Source organism: Ruegeria sp. HKCCD9138 (genome assembly GCF_057220975.1).
This window is the reverse complement of the sequence record NZ_JBWVAZ010000007.1, coordinates 1-16,651: the sequence shown is the minus strand read 5'-3', so window position 1 is coordinate 16,651 and position 16,651 is coordinate 1. Positions and strand designations below refer to the sequence as shown.

Sequence of the window (16,651 nt, the reverse complement as noted above, 5' to 3'; positions counted from 1 at the left end):
TTCCCCGCACCGCAATTACACTATGGTCGCCCGAAAATAACCGACGGGTACCAGGGGGCAGTGAAGTGACAAAGTTCGGCAAGCAAAGGCCAGCATGCCGGGGCACGGTTCGGGTGAATCCCGATCACCACCGTATACCGAGGGTGCCTGCGTGATCCTCGACCGCTATTTCGCCCGCCGTTTCATTCAAAGCTTTGTCGTGATCGGCGCTATTTTTCTGACGTTGATGATGCTGATCGACCTGATTGAGCAGGCCCGCCGCTTTGAAGAAGCGAATCTGTCGTTCGGGCAGTTGTTGCAATTGACGCTGCTGAATACGCCGGCAGCCATCAGCGAGATTCTGCCCCTTTTGATGATCCTGTCGACGATCGCGCTGTTTGTCGGCCTGGCCCGAAGTTCGGAGCTGGTGGTCACGCGTGCCATTGGCCGGTCCGGCATCCGTGCCCTGGTCGCTCCGGTCACATTGGCGCTGTTGATTGGAGCGTTGGCCGTGGGCTTGCTCAACCCTTTTGCCGCCGCCACGTCCGAAGAATATCAGCGCCTTTCAGACAGCTATCGCAACAACGGCATTTCAACCCTGTCCATCAGCCGCGAAGGATTGTGGCTGCGTCAGGGTTCGGCTTCAGGGCAGTCGGTCATACATGCCCTGGGCACGCTGAACGGAGACAAGTTCGGCTTGCGCGACGTAACGATCACTACGTTTTCGCCAGACGGCAAACCGATCGAGCAAATCCTTGCGGACCACGCTCAGTTGGAAAACGGTCACTGGGCCCTGCGTCAGGCCAAGGTCTGGACTTTGCAGAACGACCTGAACCCTGAAACGAATGCAATAACCCACGAAGTCCTGAACCTGCCCACGACGCTGACGCGCAACCGGATTCTCGACACCTTGGGCCAGCAGGATTCCGTGTCAGTCTATGACCTGCCGCAGTTGATCCGAGATCTGCGAGAGGCGGGTTTTTCCACAAAACAATATGAGGTTTGGCTACAGGTGCAGCTGGCGCGTCCCTTCTTTCTTGTCTCGATGGTGCTGATCGGCGCTGCTTTTACCATGCGCCACGTGCGGTTTGGCGGGACCAGTATCGCCGTTCTGTCCGCAGTTCTGTTGGGCTTTGCAATCTACTTCGTCCGCAATTTCGCGCAAATCCTTGGTGAAAACGGCCAGTTGCCAATCTTCGTATCAGCCTGGGCCCCGCCCTTTGCGGCAGTTCTTCTGTCTCTGGGCCTCTTGCTGCATGCGGAGGATGGCTGATGCGGCCAATCCTTTCACTTCTCCTGTCCACCACTTTGATCCTTTCGCTTCCGGCGGCGGCAGCGGCCCAATCCGCGGCGGGTGGCGCAAATCCGGATCAATCGGCAACGCAACAGGACGAACCCGCACTGCTGGTGGCTGACCGTATCTTCATCACGCCCGACCGCGAACTTGTGGCCGAAGGCAATGTCGAAGCCTTTCAGGGTGACGTCAAACTGACGGCCAGCAAGGTCGTATATGACCGGGAAACCGGAGAATTGACGCTGACCGGGCCAATACGCATTGATCAGGGCGGCCGAACCACCCTGCTGGCCGATACCGCCCAGTTGGACAGCGGCATTCAGAACGGCCTGCTGACCGGTGCGCGAATGGTGTTTGACCAGCAGGTTCAGGTCGCCTCGGTGCAGGCCAACCGTGCGGCGGGGCGTTATACGCAATTCAGCAAGGTTGCGGCCACCTCGTGCCATGTATGCGCAAATGGAAGGCCGCCGCTTTGGCAGATACGGGCGCGCAAAGTGACCCATGATCAACTTGAGCGCCAACTGTATTTCGAAGGCGCGCAGTTTCTCATCCGTGATGTGCCGGTTTTCTATTTTCCTGCCCTTCGCCTGCCCGATCCAACGCTAGAGCGGGCGACCGGGTTCCTGGTGCCTTCCATTCGCACAACGTCGCAATTGGGCACCGGAGTACAGGTTCCGTATTTCATCAAACTGGGCGATCACAAAGACCTGACCCTGACGCCGTATGTGTCGCCGAACACCCGGACCCTGGGCTACCGCTATCGCCAGGCCTTCAAGTATGGTCGCATCGAGTTCGAAGGCGCTTTTACACGCGACGACCTGCAACTGGATCAGGACCGGGGTTATTTCTTTGCCAACGGTTGGTTCAACCTGAAGAACGATTACCGACTGACCTTCAACATCCAGACCGCCTCGGACGATGCATATCTCGCCGATTACGGATTGCCCGACTATGATCGGTTGCGCAGCGAAATCGCGTTGGAGCGGATCAAGCGCGATACGGCTTTCAAAACCGGGTTTATCCACTACAAAACGCTGCGCGACAGTGAACAGCAGGACGAAATCCCATCGCGCGTATTCGACCTGAACTATCGAAAACGCTTTTTTCCCAGCGGGCTGGGTGGCGAAGTTCAGCTGGCCTTTATCGGTCACGCCCACGAACGCACCAGCGATCAGGACATCATCGGCCGCGATGTTGCACGGGCGACATTTGATGCCGAATGGCTACGCAGTTGGACCTTTGCCACGGGCATCAGGGCTGATGCGCAGATCGGAGCCTCGGTCGATACGTTCGACATCACGAACGACAGCACCTATCCGAACAGCATCACCCGCTCGACGCCGCGCGCCGCGTTGACTTTGCGCTACCCCATGTTGCGTCGCGAACAATCAGGCGCGACGCAAATTCTGGAACCGATCGCGCAGGTCGGCTGGACCCACGTGTCGGACACGGATGTCCCGAACGACGAGAGTACATTTCAGGAGTTCGACCAGGGCAACCTTCTGTCCCTGTCGCGCTTTCCCGCCGAAGATCGCCGCGAAGACGGGACGACCGCGGTATTTGGCCTGAACTGGTCGCGATTTGACACATCTGGATGGCGCGCGCGGGCAACGATCGGTCAAGTGTTCCGCACAACCGCCGACCCCGATTTCACGCTGACATCCGGATTGCAGGGCACCGCGTCCGACATCTTGCTGGCCGGTCAGCTGGACAATGGCAAGGGCCTGTCTCTGGCGGCGCGTGGGCTGCTGGACGACGATCTCAGCTTTAGCTCGGCCGAAATCCGAACGGCCTGGTCGAAAGATGCAACCCTGCTGACTGGCAGCTATGTCTGGCAAGAGCCTGATCCGGCAATCAGCCCCGGCGACAAAATCTCGGAACTCTGGTTGACCGGGCGTCACCGCATCGATCAGAACTGGCTGACAAGCGCCTTCGCACGCTATGATCTGGCCGAATCCGAACCCATCCGGTTCGGCGTCGGTGTGACGTACAGTAACGAATGCGTCCAGGTTAACATGTCCGTAAGGCGGCGCTTTACCTCGACATCAAGTATTGAGCCTTCGACGGAAATCGGCTTTACCGTTGCCCTGACAGGGTATTCCGTCGAAAGCGGTGGTAAGAAGTACAAGAAAACATGCAGCTGATCTCAGGATTCACCAAATTACTCCGTTCTGTCTGGTGCAAACCGGCCCTCCCGGCACTGGCCGCCGCTTTGATCGTCGGGGCGCCGCCACATGCCGGCGCGCAAAGCCTGTTTTCTCCGGCCATTCGGGTCAATCAGGACATCGTCACCTGGTACGAACTACAGCAACGGCAACAGTTTCTTGAGATCCTCGGTGTTCCCGGCAGCTCGGAAGCAGAGGTTCGGCAGGCCCTGATTGACGATCGTCTGCGCAAACAGGCCATGCGCGAAGCCGGTATTCAGGCCGCACCCGAAGACGTTCAGACCGGAATCGATGAATTTGCCGCGCGCGGACAACTGAGTACCGATCAATTTCTTCAGATACTCGGCGAGGCGGGAATCGACCCTGAAACCGTTCGTGATTTCGTTGCCGATCAGATGTCGTGGCGGGATTACGTCTCGGCACGTTTTATCTCGCAGGCACGACCGACCGAAGAAGAGATTGACCGCGCCATGGGACAGGGTGGCGGCGGCGGGCTGCAAGTTCTGCTATCCGAGCTCATCATTCCTGTCACTCCGCAAACCCTCGCGCAAGCCGATGCCCTGGCGCAGGAGATTTCACAGGTAGAAGGCCAGGAGGCGTTTTCAGCAGCAGCAACGCAATACTCGGGCGCTGTTACCCGCGAGAATGGCGGGCGCCTCGATTGGCTGCCAATCACAAACCTGCCTCCCGCACTGCAACCAGTTATTCTGGGTCTGAAGAATGGCGAGATCACCGAGCCAATAACCTTGCCCAACGCCGTGGCATTGTTCCAGATGCGCGGAATTCGTGAGGTCTCGACCGGTGCGCCCCAATACTCCAAGATTGACTACGCGGTCTACTACTTGCCCGGAGGCCGCAGCGCCGAAACGCTGGCGACAGCAGCCCGGCTGAAAGAAGAAATCGATACCTGTGACGACCTCTACGGTATTGCCAAAGATCAGCCGCCCGAGGTGCTGGACCGTGTCTCAGCCGCGCCCTCAGAGATTCCGCGCGACATCGCGCTGGAGCTGGCAAAGCTCGACCCGAATGAGGTCTCCACCACTCTGACGCGCAACAACGGGCAGACGCTTGTGTTCCTGATGATGTGCAACCGCACGCGCGATCTGGGTGAAGATACGTCCCGCGTGGATGTTGCAAACGCCCTGACGCAGCAACGTCTGCAAGCCTTCGCTGAAAGCCTGCTGGAGCAGCTGAGGGCAGACGCCGTCATTATCGAGCAATGACCGCCCCCATTGCGCTCAGTTGCGGTGAACCGGCCGGCATAGGACCCGAAATCGCGGCCAAGGCCTGGGACGCGCTGCGCGACACTTGTCCTTTCGTCTATATCGGTGACGCCTCGCATCTGCCCAAGGGAACCCCCGTGGCCGAATTGGCGGACATCTCTCAGGCGCGGGCTGCCAGCACTTCTGCCTTGCCGGTTTTGCATAGGGATTTCCCTGCCTCCAATGTTCCCGGGCACCCAGACCCCGCCAATGCACCGTCGGTCATTGCAGCCATCGAACAAGGCGTGCAGATGGTGAAATCCGGCGCTGCCTCGGCACTCTGTACCGCGCCCATCCACAAAAAGGCACTGATTGACGGCGCCAGCTTCGCCTATCCCGGCCATACCGAGTTTCTGGCGGCCCTGGCCGAACGCAACCGGGTGGTCATGATGCTGGCCAGCGACCAGTTGCGCGTGGTGCCCGCCACGATCCATATACCACTGTGCGAAGTCGCAACGACACTGACGCCGGAACTGTTGCGGGAAACCATTGAGATCACCGCCCACGGACTGCGCGCCCAATTTGGAATAGCACAGCCGCGCATCGCCGTCGCAGGCCTCAACCCGCATGCCGGTGAAGGCGGCAAAATGGGAACCGAGGAGCTGGACTGGATCGCGCCACTGCTGGCTGACCTCAACCCCAGCGGTTATACGGTCACCGGCCCGCACCCGGCCGACACGCTGTTCCACGCTGCCGCTCGCGCCCGTTATGATTCAGCGATTGCGATGTACCACGATCAGGCGCTGATCCCGATCAAGACACTGGATTTTGACCGGGGCGTGAATGTGACGCTGGGCCTGCCCTTCATTCGCACCTCACCCGACCACGGAACCGCACTGGATATTGCCGGTCAGAATGTCGCCAACCCAACCAGCCTGATCGAAGCCCTGAAACTGGCGCAGCGCATGGCCCAAAGCGGCTGATGCTTCACCTGGCCGAAAATATCCCTGCCGGAGGCAAGAAATCTCTGGCGCGCCCCGTTCGTTCCGCGCCACGGTAGACCAATCATGAGCGCCATCGACACCCTCCCGCCGTTGCGCGAAGTCATCGCAACTCACCAGCTTTCAGCACGCAAATCGCTGGGGCAGAACTTTCTGCTGGACCTGAACCTGACTGCCAAGATCGCGCGGCAGGCGGGCGACCTGACGGAATGCGACGTGCTGGAAATCGGCCCCGGTCCCGGTGGCCTGACTCGCGGTCTGTTGTCCGAAGGCGCGCGCAAAGTTGTAGCGGTCGAAAAAGACACGCGTTGCATCGCCGCACTGAACGATATCGCTGCTGCCTATCCCGGTCGGCTCGAGGTGATCAACGGTGACGCGCTGGAACTTGACCCGCTGGCGCATTTGACGCCACCTATCCGCGTCGCCGCCAACCTGCCCTACAACGTGGGCACCGAGCTTCTGGTCCGCTGGTTGACCCCGCCCGAATGGCCCTCGTTCTGGCAGAGCCTGACACTGATGTTTCAACGCGAAGTGGCCGAGCGCATCACGGCCCATCCGGGCAGCAAGGCCTATGGTCGCCTCGCCATCCTCGCCCAATGGCGGGCCGAGGCGCGCATTGCCATGTCGCTGCCCCCCGGCGCATTCACGCCTCCGCCCAAGGTTTCCAGCGCCGTGGTCCACCTGACCGCCCTGCCAGAACCGCGCTATCCGGCCGACGCAGCTACCCTGTCGCGTGTGGTGGCAGCGGCCTTCAACCAGCGCCGCAAAATGCTGCGCGCCTCGCTGAAAGGTGTCGCGCCAGATATCGAAGACCGTCTGATCGCAGCTGGGATCAAGCCCACAGAACGCGCCGAACAGGTTCCGTTGGAGGCGTTCTGCGCGCTCGCCCGCGAAATTCGCAACCCCTGACATCAAGCGAAGAAAAAACCCCGGCGACTGGGCCAGGGCTCCTTGTCTTCAAATACATGATGTGGAGCGACTATTCCGCCGCCTCCGGTGCGTCGCCGTTGTCGGCAGCCGGCTCCGGCGCGGGTTTGGGTTTGCGGGCACGGGGTTTGCGCGCAGGCTTTTCCTTCCGCTCCGGTGCTTCGGACGCCGCCGCAGAGGCATTGTCCTTGCTTTCAGGGGTTTCGACCAGACCACTTTCCGGCGCCTCGGCCGGAGCGTCAAAGCTCATGACATCCGGTTGCGGTGCTTCGGCCAGATCTGCCTGACGTGCTGCTTCGCGTTCCTGACGCTCGGCGCGTTCACGGTCACGCTCGGCCTGACGTTCGCGGTTCTGCCGCTCCTGTTCTTCTCGGCGGGCTTCGATCTCGCGCTGTGCCTCGCTCAGCATCCGCAGGTAGTGTTCGGCGTGCTGCTGAAAGTTCTCGGCGGCCACACGGTCATTGGAGAGCTGAGCGTCGCGCGCCAACTGATTGTACTTGTCAATGATCTGCTGCGGTGTGCCACGCACTTTGCCCTCGGGGCCCGAGCTGTCAAAAACCCGGTTTACGACGTTGCCGCCAGAAGGACGATTGCGGTTGTTCTTGGCCCGCGAGCGGGATTTGGAGGATCTCATCTTATTTTACGTCAGCCTTGTCATTCGCTGTCGATCAACCCGTACCTTACGCTGCTCAGAGGCTTGTCCCGTAACGTGTCATCGACTTTTTTGGGCTTGGCGTCAGGGGTGCGCTGAAGCAGCGTCAACCTCGCCGACTAATCCTGAGTAAACATGTCCTGCGCGCGCAGACAAGGGGTTTGTCAGAAATTTCGCAGCTTTTTTACAATTACCGGCGTTTTTCAGCCGCAGAATCGCGCATTATCCAGGCATTTTGGCACCCACGACCCGGTCCCGGCCATCGAGATCGTGGATTACGCGAATATTCGACAATCCAGCCGCATCGAACAAAGCTGAGACATCCGAAGCTTGTTTCGGCCCGATCTCAACCAGAATACGCCCGCCCGGGACCAGAAAATCAGGGGCAGCGGACGCGATTTGGCGATACGCACCCAGTCCATCGCCTTCATCCGTCAGGGCCAATCGCGGCTCATGCTCGCGCACTTCAGGGGACAGTTCGTCCATCTCGGAAACCGAGATATATGGTGGATTAGAAACAATAAGGTCAAATTTCCCATCAATGTTTCCAAACCAATTTGACTGGAGAATCTCGGTCCGAGTCTGCACCTGATGCTGCACCGCATTGGCGCTGGCTTGCAGACATGCGGCCTCGCTCAGATCAACTCCAACGCCTGAGGCACTGGTGCGTTCGGCCAGCAGAGTGATCAGGATGCAGCCCGAACCCACTCCCAGATCCAAAACGTGATCGAATGGCTCACTAAGCGCTGCTTCAATCAGAGCTTCGGTCTCGGGTCGCGGATCAAGCACGTCTCCGCTGACACGAAAACGACGGCCGTAGAACTCCCGCTCGCCCAACAGATGCGAAACCGGCACCCGAATGGCGCGCAGCGAGACCAACTGGTCGTAACGTTCTGCGATATCCAGCGGTAGTTCTTCCGGCGCAATCAAGGTCACGCGGCTGGCTTCAACGCGGGCGGCATGGGCCAGCAAAAGGCGCGCATCGCGAGCCGGATCGGGCACACCCGCCGCCCGCAGGCGTGCTGTGGCCGCAACCATTGCCTGTGCCGCTGTCTGCGCCCCGGTCATTGAGACATCTCGGCCAGTAAGCGTGCCTGATCGTCAGCGGTCAGCGCGTCGATTACTTCGTCCAGATCGCCCTGCATCACCTGATCCAGCTTATAGAGCGTCAGGTTGATACGGTGGTCCGTCATCCGGCCCTGCGGGAAATTATAGGTCCTGATCCGCTCGGACCGGTCGCCCGAGCCGACCTGGCTGGCGCGATCCGCGGAACGCTCGCTGTCGATCCGCTGCCGCTCCAGATCATAAAGCCGCGTTTTAAGAACCTGCATCGCGATCTCGCGGTTGCGGTGCTGAGACTTTTCCGAGCTGGTGACCACGATACCGCTGGGCAGGTGCGTGATCCGAACAGCCGAATCCGTCGTGTTCACGTGCTGCCCACCCGCACCCGAGCTGCGCATCGTGTCGATGCGAATATCATTCGCGTCGATCTGGATATCAACGTCCTCCGCCTCGGGCAGCACAGCCACAGTGGCCGCCGAGGTATGAATCCGCCCGCCGCTTTCCGTCTCGGGCACGCGCTGCACCCGATGCACACCGGACTCGTATTTCATCCGGGCAAAGACATTGTCGCCCTTGATATGGGCCACAACCTCTTTGATGCCGCCCAGGTCCGAGGCCTGTTCCTCGATAATCTCGAACTGCCAGCCATGAGCCTCAGCATAGCGCTGATACATACGAAGCAGATCACCGGCAAACAGCGCCGCCTCGTCGCCTCCGGTTCCGGGCCGGATTTCGAGCATCGCCGGACGCGCATCGGCCGCGTCTTTGGGCAGCAACGCCAGTTGCAGCGCATGCTCGGCCTCGGGGATACGCGCCTGTAACTGCGGTATTTCTTCCTCGGCCAGTTCCTTCATGTCCGGATCGGCCAGCATCGCCTCGGCCTCGGCCAGATCGGCCACCAGCTGTCTCCAGGCGGTGATCTGATCGACCACCGGCTTGAGGTCCGAGTATTCCTTGGCCAATGCCGCGATATCCCCGCCCGAGGCGCCATCGGCCATGGCCGCTTCGAGGTACTGGAATCGCTGAGTTATCTGTTCAAGGCGTTCTTCGGGGATCATCACGGCGGTGTCTATCATCCGGGGGCTTTGGTCAAGGGGCTGCATCGTGCTAAGCTTAGAGCCATGAAACGGATTGTGCTTGCTCTGACCCTGTGTGCATCCCCTGCCTTGGCCGATGTAATTGGCCCCGGCGGCAAGGTTCAGGATTGCTATTGTACCGACCAATCCGGGTCACGCGTCGAGTTGGGAGAGATGATTTGCCTGCAAGTCGACGGCCGCATGTTCATGGCGCAGTGTCAGATGTCGCTGAACGTACCGATGTGGCGTGAGGTGCAGGAAGGGTGCTTGTCCTCAGGGTTGCAACAAGACAAGCCACCCTTCGACACGATCCCGGTTCACCCCAAAATCTGACCGCCCAAACCGCAGCCTTGCATGAATACGCAGGATATCTCCGTCCTGCTGCGCAGTTGTGTAGTCCGGAAATCCCAATACGGGCGTACGTGTGACATAAGTGATCATTCCCTCCGCCACAGATCCCGCAACAACTTTGGTCCGCGCGGTGTCACGCGCGATCGCATCCAAACGAGCCAATCCGCCTGGACCGGTTTCGACGACGCGTAGAACGCCGCCTTTCATATCCCGGTCCACATCGCCAACTGGCGCGACATGCCAACGGTCAGGGTTGGATGGGGTCAGCCGAACATAGGCGCCGAGTGACACCAGCAGCCCCACCAGCAGCAATGGAATGATCATCTTCATCCTGTTCTCATACTTTTGGGAAAAGTACCGCGAACAATGAATGGCACAACCCACCGAGCCGCTTATCGCGACGTCACTCCAGGCAGAATGCACAAAAGCTCGAATAACAGGTTTGCCGCAGTCAACGCTGTGTTTCCCGAGGGATCATAGGGTGGAGACACCTCGACCAGATCGCAGCCCACCACGTTCATCCCCGCCAGTGCATGGATCAACTGCAGCGCCTGAGGCGTTGTTAATCCACCAATTTCGGGCGTTCCGGTACCCGGTGCGTAAGCCGGGTCCAGGCTGTCGATGTCATATGAAACATAGATCGGATGGTCCTCAACCGTTTTGCGGATTTGCGAGCCGATCTCGGTCAGGTTTTGCTGCCACAGATCCCACGCGGGAAACTGACGGAATCCCCAGGTCTGGGCCTCGGTAAAATCGCTGGCGGCATAGCCCGAGCCGCGGATACCGATCTGGAAAGTCTTGTCGGGAACGATCAGCCCTTCCTCGTAGGCGCGACGGAAGACAGTGCCGTGGGTCTCACGCTCACCGAACATTTCGTCATTGACGTCGGCATGGGCATCGACATGCACAAGTGCGACCGGGCCGTGCTTGGCGGCAATCGCGCGCAGGATCGGCAGTGTAATAGAGTGATCCCCACCCATGGCAACCGGGATCACACCCTGCGCCAGAATACCGTCATAGCTATTCTTGATGATCTTCAGACTGTCTGCCAGCGAGAACGTATTTATCGCCAGATCGCCAATATCCGCGATTTGCAGGCTGTCAAAAGGTGCAGCGAACGTCGCCATATTGTAGGGCCGGATCATAGCGCTTTCGCTGCGGATCTGTTTTGGCCCGAACCGCGTCCCCGACCGCCACGAGGTGCCGATGTCCATCGGAACCCCCAGAACTGCCACGTCAAGCCCATCAAGCGAAGACGCCTGCGGCAAACGCATAAACGTGTTCGGCCCGGAAAACCGCGCAAGGTCGTTACCGCTGATCGGTTGATTGTAGTCTGTCATGCGTGTTGTTCTCCCATCCGGCCCGTTGGGTCTGCAAATACCGGAAGTATGGCTAACCAAAAGTTAATGCCTTGCGCAAAAACCCCTAAATCAGCTTGTTCCACCCCAACAAGCAGATGATCTGCGTTGCCACATGCGCCCCGGCAATCGCCGTCGCGCCCGATGTGTCAAACGGGGGTGAGACCTCGACGACGTCGCCCCCCTTGATGTTGATCCCGGCGATGTCCCGCAGGATGATCTGCGCCTGAATCGAACTCAGCCCGCCCCAAACGGGCGTACCGGTGCCGGGCGCAAAAGCCGGGTCCAGCCCATCGATGTCGAAGCTCAGATAAACCGGGCTGTCGCCCAATATGCCTTTGATCTTTTGGGCCACGGCGGCCGGGCCGGATTCGTAAACCTCGCGGGCGTCGATGATGTTGACGCCCAGCGTATCCTCGTTTGTTGTACGAATGCCCACCTGAACGGATCGCTTCGGGTCGACGATCCCCGATTTCACGGCCTTGTAGAACATTGTCCCGTGATCCACACGGGACATGTCGTCATCGGCCCATGTGTCCGTATGCGCATCGAACTGCAGCAAAGACATCGGCCCATATTTCTCGGCATAAGCCTTGAGGATCGGGAAGCTGATATAGTGATCCCCACCCAAGGCGACAGAAGCCACATCAGCCGCCAGAATGGTTCGGATATGATCAGTCAGTGTATCCGGAAAGGCCGGGATATTGGCGTAGTCATAGGCCATGTCACCGTAGTCCACGATTGCCAGTTCGCTGAGCGCGTCAAAGGGCCAGCCGTATGGCGCATCGGGCGACTGCAGCGCGCTGGCCTCGCGGATGGCGCGAGGACCCAGCCGAGTGCCGGGACGGTTGGTAACCGCCTGATCGAACGGCACACCGGTCACCGCAATGTCGACGCCTTTGAGATCCTTTGTATAGAGACGGCGCAGGAACGACGTCGCACCACCAAAGGTATTCTCATTAGACAGACCTTTAAGATCCGGGTTGGTGAACGCCTCGTCCACCTGGTTCTTTGCATCTTCCAATGCCATATCGGGTTTTCTTCCTTCCAAAGTTCCCGATGGGCTGGCGACGCGCGTTAACGTCAAGCCACAGGCAGCGCCTTTTCCACGATTTTCGCAAAAAAGGATGCACCCACCGGCGCGATTTCATCGTTGAAGTTGTATTTCGGGTGGTGCAGGCCCGCGCCCTCGCCCTGCCCCAAGAACAAGTAGGCACCGGGCCGTACCTGCAGCATGTAGGAAAAGTCCTCGGCCCCCATTTCGCGACCGGAATTGGCACTAACGCGTTCAGCACCCGAAACCTCGCGGGCAACGTCGGCGGCGAAAGCAACCTTTTCAGCGTCGTTGACCGTGGCAGGATAGCTCACTTGATATTCAAGCCGCGCCTCGACCCCGTAAGAGGTGGCCTGCCCCTGCACGATTTGCTCCATCCGTTCCATAACCATTTTCTGAACGGCAGGGTCGAAAGTGCGCACCGTGCCGTTGATATACGCCGTGTCCGGGATCACGTTGTTCACCGTTCCCGTATGTATCTGCGTAACCGACACCACCAGATCGTCCAGCGCGTAGTGATTGCGGCTGACGATGGTCTGCATCGCCTGTGCAATACCACAAGCCGCCATCACCGGATCACGGGTTTCATGCGGCATGGCGCCATGGCCGCCGACGCCCTGAATATGCACCTCGAACGTGTCGACGGCCGCCATGATCGGGCCCGGCGTCGTGTAGAACGTACCCTCTTCAAACCCGGGCGCATTGTGCAGCGCATAGACCTGGGAAATGTCGAACCGATCCATGACACCTTCTTCAACCATCACCCCGGCGCCGCCACCTTCTTCCTCGGCGGGCTGAAAGATGAGCGCGACCCGGCCCCTGAAATTCCGCGTTTCCGCCAGATAGCGTGCGGCACCCAGCAGCATCGTGGTGTGCCCGTCATGACCGCAGGCATGCATCTTGCCCGGGTTCTTCGAGGCATAGCCGACGCCGGTCTCTTCCGGAATCGGTAGCGCGTCCATATCTGCGCGCAGACCGATCGTCGGACCTTCTCCCTGCCCGTTGATGATGGCGACGATTCCCGTCTTGGCAATTCCCTCGTGCAGTTCATCCACTCCGAACTCGCGCAAACGCTCAGCCACAAAGGCCGAGGTCTCGTAGCATTCGAACTCCAGTTCGGGGATCGAATGCAGGTGCTGGCGCCATTCGGTCATATCGGCGGTGAATTCAGCAATGCGGTTGACGACGGGCATCTGGGGTGGACTCCTGATCCAAGCTGCGAGATGGATGCATCTGACACCGGAATAAGGGGCTTCGCAATGGTTGAAAATCCGCTGATCCATGACTCGGACGCCGGGATCGAGCGTTTACTGGAAATCATGCGCCGTCTGCGCGACCCGGAAACGGGCTGCCCATGGGACATCGAACAGGATTTCGCCACCATCGCACCCTATACGATCGAAGAAGCCTACGAGGTCGCCGACGCCATTGAACGGCAGGCGTGGGACGAGTTGAAGGGCGAACTGGGCGATTTGCTGTTCCAGTCGGTGTTTCACGCCCAAATGGCCGAGGAAGCGGGGCATTTCGCTTTTCAGGACGTGGTGCGCTCCATGTCGGACAAGATGGTCGCCCGTCATCCACATGTATTCGGCGACGAATCCCGCGATAAATCCGCCGATCAGCAAACCGTGGATTGGGAGGCCATCAAGGCCGCAGAACGCACCGGCAAAGAACAAAAAGGTGCGCTGGATGGGGTGGCATCCAACCTGCCCGCCCTGTTGCGCGCCTATAAGCTGCAAAAACGCGCGGCACGGGTGGGCTTCGACTGGCCCGACGCCAGCCACGTACTTGCCAAGATCACCGAAGAGGCCGCGGAACTGGAAGAGGCACGCGACAGCAAGGACGCAGATGCGCTGGAAGATGAATTCGGGGACCTGCTGTTCGTGATGGTCAATCTGGGGCGTCATCTGGGCATCGAACCCGAAGCCGCCCTGCGACGCACCAACGCCAAATTCACCCGCAGGTTCGGAAAGGTCGAGGCGCGGCTGGCGGAACGCGGCAGAACACCCGTGCAGAGCGATCTGGCCGAGATGGACGCGCTGTGGGATGAGGTCAAAAACGAAGAGCATCGGGCCAACGGCAAACTCCCGCCTGTGGATGCCGCGACCGGCGCCTAAAACCACTGGACAACGCGGGCCGCTCTTGTCAGTGTCCGCCCTTCAATACCCCGGAGGGCAGCCATGGCACCGCGCAAAATCATCATCGACACCGACCCCGGGCAGGACGACGCCGTCGCCATTCTGCTGGCGCTGGCAAGCCCCGAAGAGATCGAAGTTCTGGGTATCACAGCTGTTGCCGGAAACGTGCCGCTGGAGTTGACCGCCAAGAACGCCCGTATAGTCTGCGAACTGGCCGGGCACAGCCACATTCCTGTCTATGCCGGGTGTGACCGCCCGCTGAAACGGCCCTTGGTGACCGCCGAGCATGTACACGGAAAAACGGGTCTGGACGGACCCGTTCTGCCCGATCCGGAAATGCCGCTGGCTGATGGCCACGCCGCCGATTTCATCGTCGACACATTGCGCGCGCATGAACCGGGAACGGTAACGCTCTGCCCATTGGGCCCTCTGACCAATATTGCGACGGCCTTTGAAAAAGCGCCCGACATCATCGACCGGGTTCAGGAAATCGTGCTGATGGGCGGGGCGTATTTTGAGGTCGGCAACATCACACCCGCTGCCGAGTTCAACATTTACGTCGATCCGGAAGCGGCAGATATTGTTTTCAAATCCGGCGTTCATATCGTGGTGATGCCGCTGGACGTTACTCATGATGCGTTGGTCACGAAACAGCGCAACGATGCCTTCCGCGCACTGAACTCAAAAGTCGGTCATGCAGTGGCCGAAATGACGGATTTTTTTGAGCGGTTCGACAAGGAAAAATACGGCTCCGAAGGTGCCCCGCTGCATGATCCCTGCGTGACCGCGTACCTGATCCGGCCGGACCTGTTCGAGGGTCGCCATATCAACGTGCAAATCGAAACACAGTCCGAACTGACCATGGGAATGACCGTCGCAGACTGGTGGCGGGTCACCGATCACCCTCCGAATGCCATATTCATGGGCGAGATAGACGCGGATGGCTTTTTTGCCCTGCTCACCGAGCGGTTGGCGAAACTATGAGTGCTGCGCTCCGCCTTGCCCGCCCCGAGGACCTGGACCGTCTGATGACTCTGGTTTCAGCCTTTCATGTCGAAGCAGGTATCGAGCAGGATGCCGATCAAAGGCGCGAAGCCCTGCTGCCGCTTCTCGAAGGCATCCCTCATGGATGCGTTTATCTGATCGGCCCCGGCCGTGCCCCGCTGGGATACATCATTCTGACTTTCGGCTGGTCGGTCGAATTCGGGGGCATGGATGGGTTTGTGGACGAGATTTACATCCGCCCGGCCGTGCGTGGCCGCGGCATCGCAACCGAAGTTCTGCAAGAGCTCCCCAAAGCCCTTGCCGAGGCGGGGCTGACCGCCCTGCATCTTGAAGTCGACCGCACCAACGAGGCAGCCCAGAAGCTATATTTTCGTTCAGGTTTCAAGCCCCGCGAACGCTACATGCTGATGAGCAGAACGCTTTAGCGGGACTCTCCGCGGAAAATCAGATCCGGATTGTACATCCCCCTGACCGGGTCATCCTGAGAAACTTCTGCTCCTGTGATCGGATAGGTGTCGGGTCCTGCACAAGCGGCCAGGAAACTGATTGAGAGTGCTGAAATCGTCAGAAGGATCTTTGATACAGACATTGTAGCCCCCTTACTGCAATGTCCGGAGTATAGGCTACGTGTGTCGCGTTTCTTAGGTACAAGTTCACACATAACGATCTTTATGATGATCGCATCATGACATTTAGGCCTGCTAGGACCGATGAAATCAGGTGTTCTGAATAAAAAACAGCCGGTTAACGGCACTCTCCGGTTTTATCGGACGCCAGCGCCATTTCGAAGAACAGAAGATGGTCTTTGGCAACCTCGGGGATATCGGAATAAGCATCACGCAACTTGAAGCCCAAAGACAGGTATAAGCGAGTCGCAGCTTCAAGGGGCTTGCCCGTGTCCATTCGGATATAGCCATACCCGTCATCACGGCACTGTTCGATCAGCGCCAGCATGATGGCGCACCCCGCCCCGGTCCCGCGCGCTTTGTCGTTGACAAAGACCCGTTTGATTTCGGCAACACCGGGTTCCAGCGCGTGAAACATACCGCAGCCGACCGCCTGCCCGTCCAGCATAGCCAACCGGGCGCCGCCACAAGGCGGGGTATGTTCTGTCTCAACAGCCTCCATCAGGCGCTTATATTTTTCGTACGGATAGACAGTCTCGACAATCTGTGCCGACCTGTCGTCCAGCGACAACAGGAAATCCCGATATTCCCAACACAAACGCCGAACCGCATCGAAGTGGTCCGGCGCCTTGGGTTCTATGATCTTCAGCAAATGGCGATCCTCAAACAGCAACCGAGGATCACCTTAGCACCACGCACATCACATGCGAAGGATCGCCTTGCCTGCGTATTCCGCAACCTCACCGAGGCTTTCTTCGATG

Annotated in this window: 18 protein-coding genes; 9 read left to right on the top strand and 9 right to left on the bottom strand. The window is 59.3% G+C overall.

Features of this window, described 5'->3' with window-relative positions:
• Positions 1–151 precede the first annotated feature (151 nt).
• The 5 genes from lptG (at position 152) to rsmA (ending at position 6,550) form a co-directional block, all read left to right on the top strand.
• Positions 152–1,252 carry an LPS export ABC transporter permease LptG gene (lptG, locus tag AC2TEL_RS13020; protein ID WP_480904633.1) on the top strand — a complete coding sequence of 367 codons (1,101 nt, stop codon included), beginning with the start codon at positions 152–154 and terminating at the stop codon, positions 1,250–1,252.
• Positions 1,252–3,417, top strand: a complete 2,166-nt coding sequence (locus tag AC2TEL_RS13015; protein ID WP_480904341.1) for an LPS-assembly protein LptD — start codon at positions 1,252–1,254, stop codon at positions 3,415–3,417. The genes lptG and AC2TEL_RS13015 overlap by 1 nt, the downstream gene beginning before the upstream one ends.
• Positions 3,408–4,661, top strand: a complete 1,254-nt coding sequence (locus AC2TEL_RS13010; RefSeq protein ID WP_480904339.1) for a peptidylprolyl isomerase — start codon at positions 3,408–3,410, stop codon at positions 4,659–4,661. Before AC2TEL_RS13015 ends, AC2TEL_RS13010 begins: the two co-directional genes overlap by 10 nt.
• On the top strand, positions 4,658–5,623 hold the full coding sequence (gene pdxA, locus AC2TEL_RS13005; protein ID WP_480904336.1) for a 4-hydroxythreonine-4-phosphate dehydrogenase PdxA: 966 nt from the start codon (positions 4,658–4,660) through the stop codon (positions 5,621–5,623). Before AC2TEL_RS13010 ends, pdxA begins: the two co-directional genes overlap by 4 nt.
• Before the next feature lie 84 nt (positions 5,624–5,707).
• Entirely contained in the window at positions 5,708–6,550 is an 843-nt protein-coding gene (rsmA, locus tag AC2TEL_RS13000) for a 16S rRNA (adenine(1518)-N(6)/adenine(1519)-N(6))-dimethyltransferase RsmA (protein ID WP_480904333.1), read from the top strand.
• Positions 6,551–6,620: 70 nt separating this feature from the next.
• Here the strand turns inward: rsmA and AC2TEL_RS12995 are convergent, their stop codons facing one another.
• The 3 genes from AC2TEL_RS12995 to prfA form a co-directional block, all read right to left on the bottom strand.
• Positions 6,621–7,202, bottom strand: a complete 582-nt coding sequence (locus tag AC2TEL_RS12995) for a DUF4167 domain-containing protein (protein WP_480904330.1) — start codon at positions 7,200–7,202, stop codon at positions 6,621–6,623.
• A 240-nt stretch (positions 7,203–7,442) separates the two neighbouring features.
• Positions 7,443–8,288 carry a peptide chain release factor N(5)-glutamine methyltransferase gene (prmC, locus tag AC2TEL_RS12990; protein ID WP_480904327.1) on the bottom strand — a complete coding sequence of 282 codons (846 nt, stop codon included), beginning with the start codon at positions 8,286–8,288 and terminating at the stop codon, positions 7,443–7,445.
• Positions 8,285–9,340, bottom strand: coding sequence for a peptide chain release factor 1 (gene prfA, locus AC2TEL_RS12985; protein ID WP_480840251.1), 1,056 nt, complete (start codon positions 9,338–9,340; stop codon positions 8,285–8,287). The genes prmC and prfA overlap by 4 nt, the downstream gene beginning before the upstream one ends.
• Before the next feature lie 63 nt (positions 9,341–9,403).
• Between prfA and AC2TEL_RS12980 the strand changes: the two genes are divergently transcribed.
• Positions 9,404–9,691: a hypothetical protein gene (locus AC2TEL_RS12980; protein WP_480840155.1), complete on the top strand. Its 288-nt coding sequence runs from the start codon at positions 9,404–9,406 to the stop codon at positions 9,689–9,691.
• On the opposite strand, the gene AC2TEL_RS12975 is transcribed toward AC2TEL_RS12980, so the two are convergent.
• The 4 genes from AC2TEL_RS12975 to AC2TEL_RS12960 all read right to left on the bottom strand — a co-directional run bounded on the left by AC2TEL_RS12975 (position 9,632) and on the right by AC2TEL_RS12960 (position 13,314).
• Positions 9,632–10,039, bottom strand: a complete 408-nt coding sequence (locus AC2TEL_RS12975; RefSeq protein ID WP_480904324.1) for a DUF1499 domain-containing protein — start codon at positions 10,037–10,039, stop codon at positions 9,632–9,634. The genes AC2TEL_RS12980 and AC2TEL_RS12975 overlap by 60 nt on opposite strands.
• A gap of 62 nt (positions 10,040–10,101) precedes the next feature.
• Positions 10,102–11,049 carry an agmatinase gene (speB, locus tag AC2TEL_RS12970; protein WP_480904322.1) on the bottom strand — a complete coding sequence of 316 codons (948 nt, stop codon included), beginning with the start codon at positions 11,047–11,049 and terminating at the stop codon, positions 10,102–10,104.
• An 85-nt stretch (positions 11,050–11,134) separates the two neighbouring features.
• On the bottom strand, positions 11,135–12,097 hold the full coding sequence (speB, locus tag AC2TEL_RS12965; RefSeq protein ID WP_480840161.1) for an agmatinase: 963 nt from the start codon (positions 12,095–12,097) through the stop codon (positions 11,135–11,137).
• Positions 12,098–12,150: 53 nt separating this feature from the next.
• Complete coding sequence (locus tag AC2TEL_RS12960) at positions 12,151–13,314, bottom strand: M20 aminoacylase family protein (protein ID WP_480904319.1); 1,164 nt, start codon at positions 13,312–13,314, stop codon at positions 12,151–12,153.
• A 66-nt stretch (positions 13,315–13,380) separates the two neighbouring features.
• Between AC2TEL_RS12960 and mazG the strand changes: the two genes are divergently transcribed.
• The 3 genes from mazG (at position 13,381) to AC2TEL_RS12945 (ending at position 15,689) form a co-directional block, all read left to right on the top strand.
• On the top strand, positions 13,381–14,238 hold the full coding sequence (gene mazG, locus AC2TEL_RS12955; protein WP_480904316.1) for a nucleoside triphosphate pyrophosphohydrolase: 858 nt from the start codon (positions 13,381–13,383) through the stop codon (positions 14,236–14,238).
• 63 nt (positions 14,239–14,301) lie between these two features.
• Positions 14,302–15,243 (top strand): nucleoside hydrolase, encoded by a 942-nt coding sequence (locus tag AC2TEL_RS12950; protein ID WP_480840166.1) that lies wholly within the window; start codon positions 14,302–14,304, stop codon positions 15,241–15,243.
• Entirely contained in the window at positions 15,240–15,689 is a 450-nt protein-coding gene (locus AC2TEL_RS12945) for a GNAT family N-acetyltransferase (RefSeq protein WP_480840168.1), read from the top strand. The genes AC2TEL_RS12950 and AC2TEL_RS12945 overlap by 4 nt, the downstream gene beginning before the upstream one ends.
• Here AC2TEL_RS12945 and AC2TEL_RS12940 read toward each other — a convergent pair.
• Both AC2TEL_RS12940 and AC2TEL_RS12935 read right to left on the bottom strand, forming a co-directional pair.
• Positions 15,686–15,853, bottom strand: coding sequence for a hypothetical protein (locus AC2TEL_RS12940; protein ID WP_480840170.1), 168 nt, complete (start codon positions 15,851–15,853; stop codon positions 15,686–15,688). The genes AC2TEL_RS12945 and AC2TEL_RS12940 overlap by 4 nt on opposite strands.
• Positions 15,854–16,008: 155 nt before the next feature.
• On the bottom strand, positions 16,009–16,542 hold the full coding sequence (locus AC2TEL_RS12935) for a GNAT family N-acetyltransferase (RefSeq protein ID WP_480840172.1): 534 nt from the start codon (positions 16,540–16,542) through the stop codon (positions 16,009–16,011).
• Positions 16,543–16,651 lie beyond the last annotated feature (109 nt).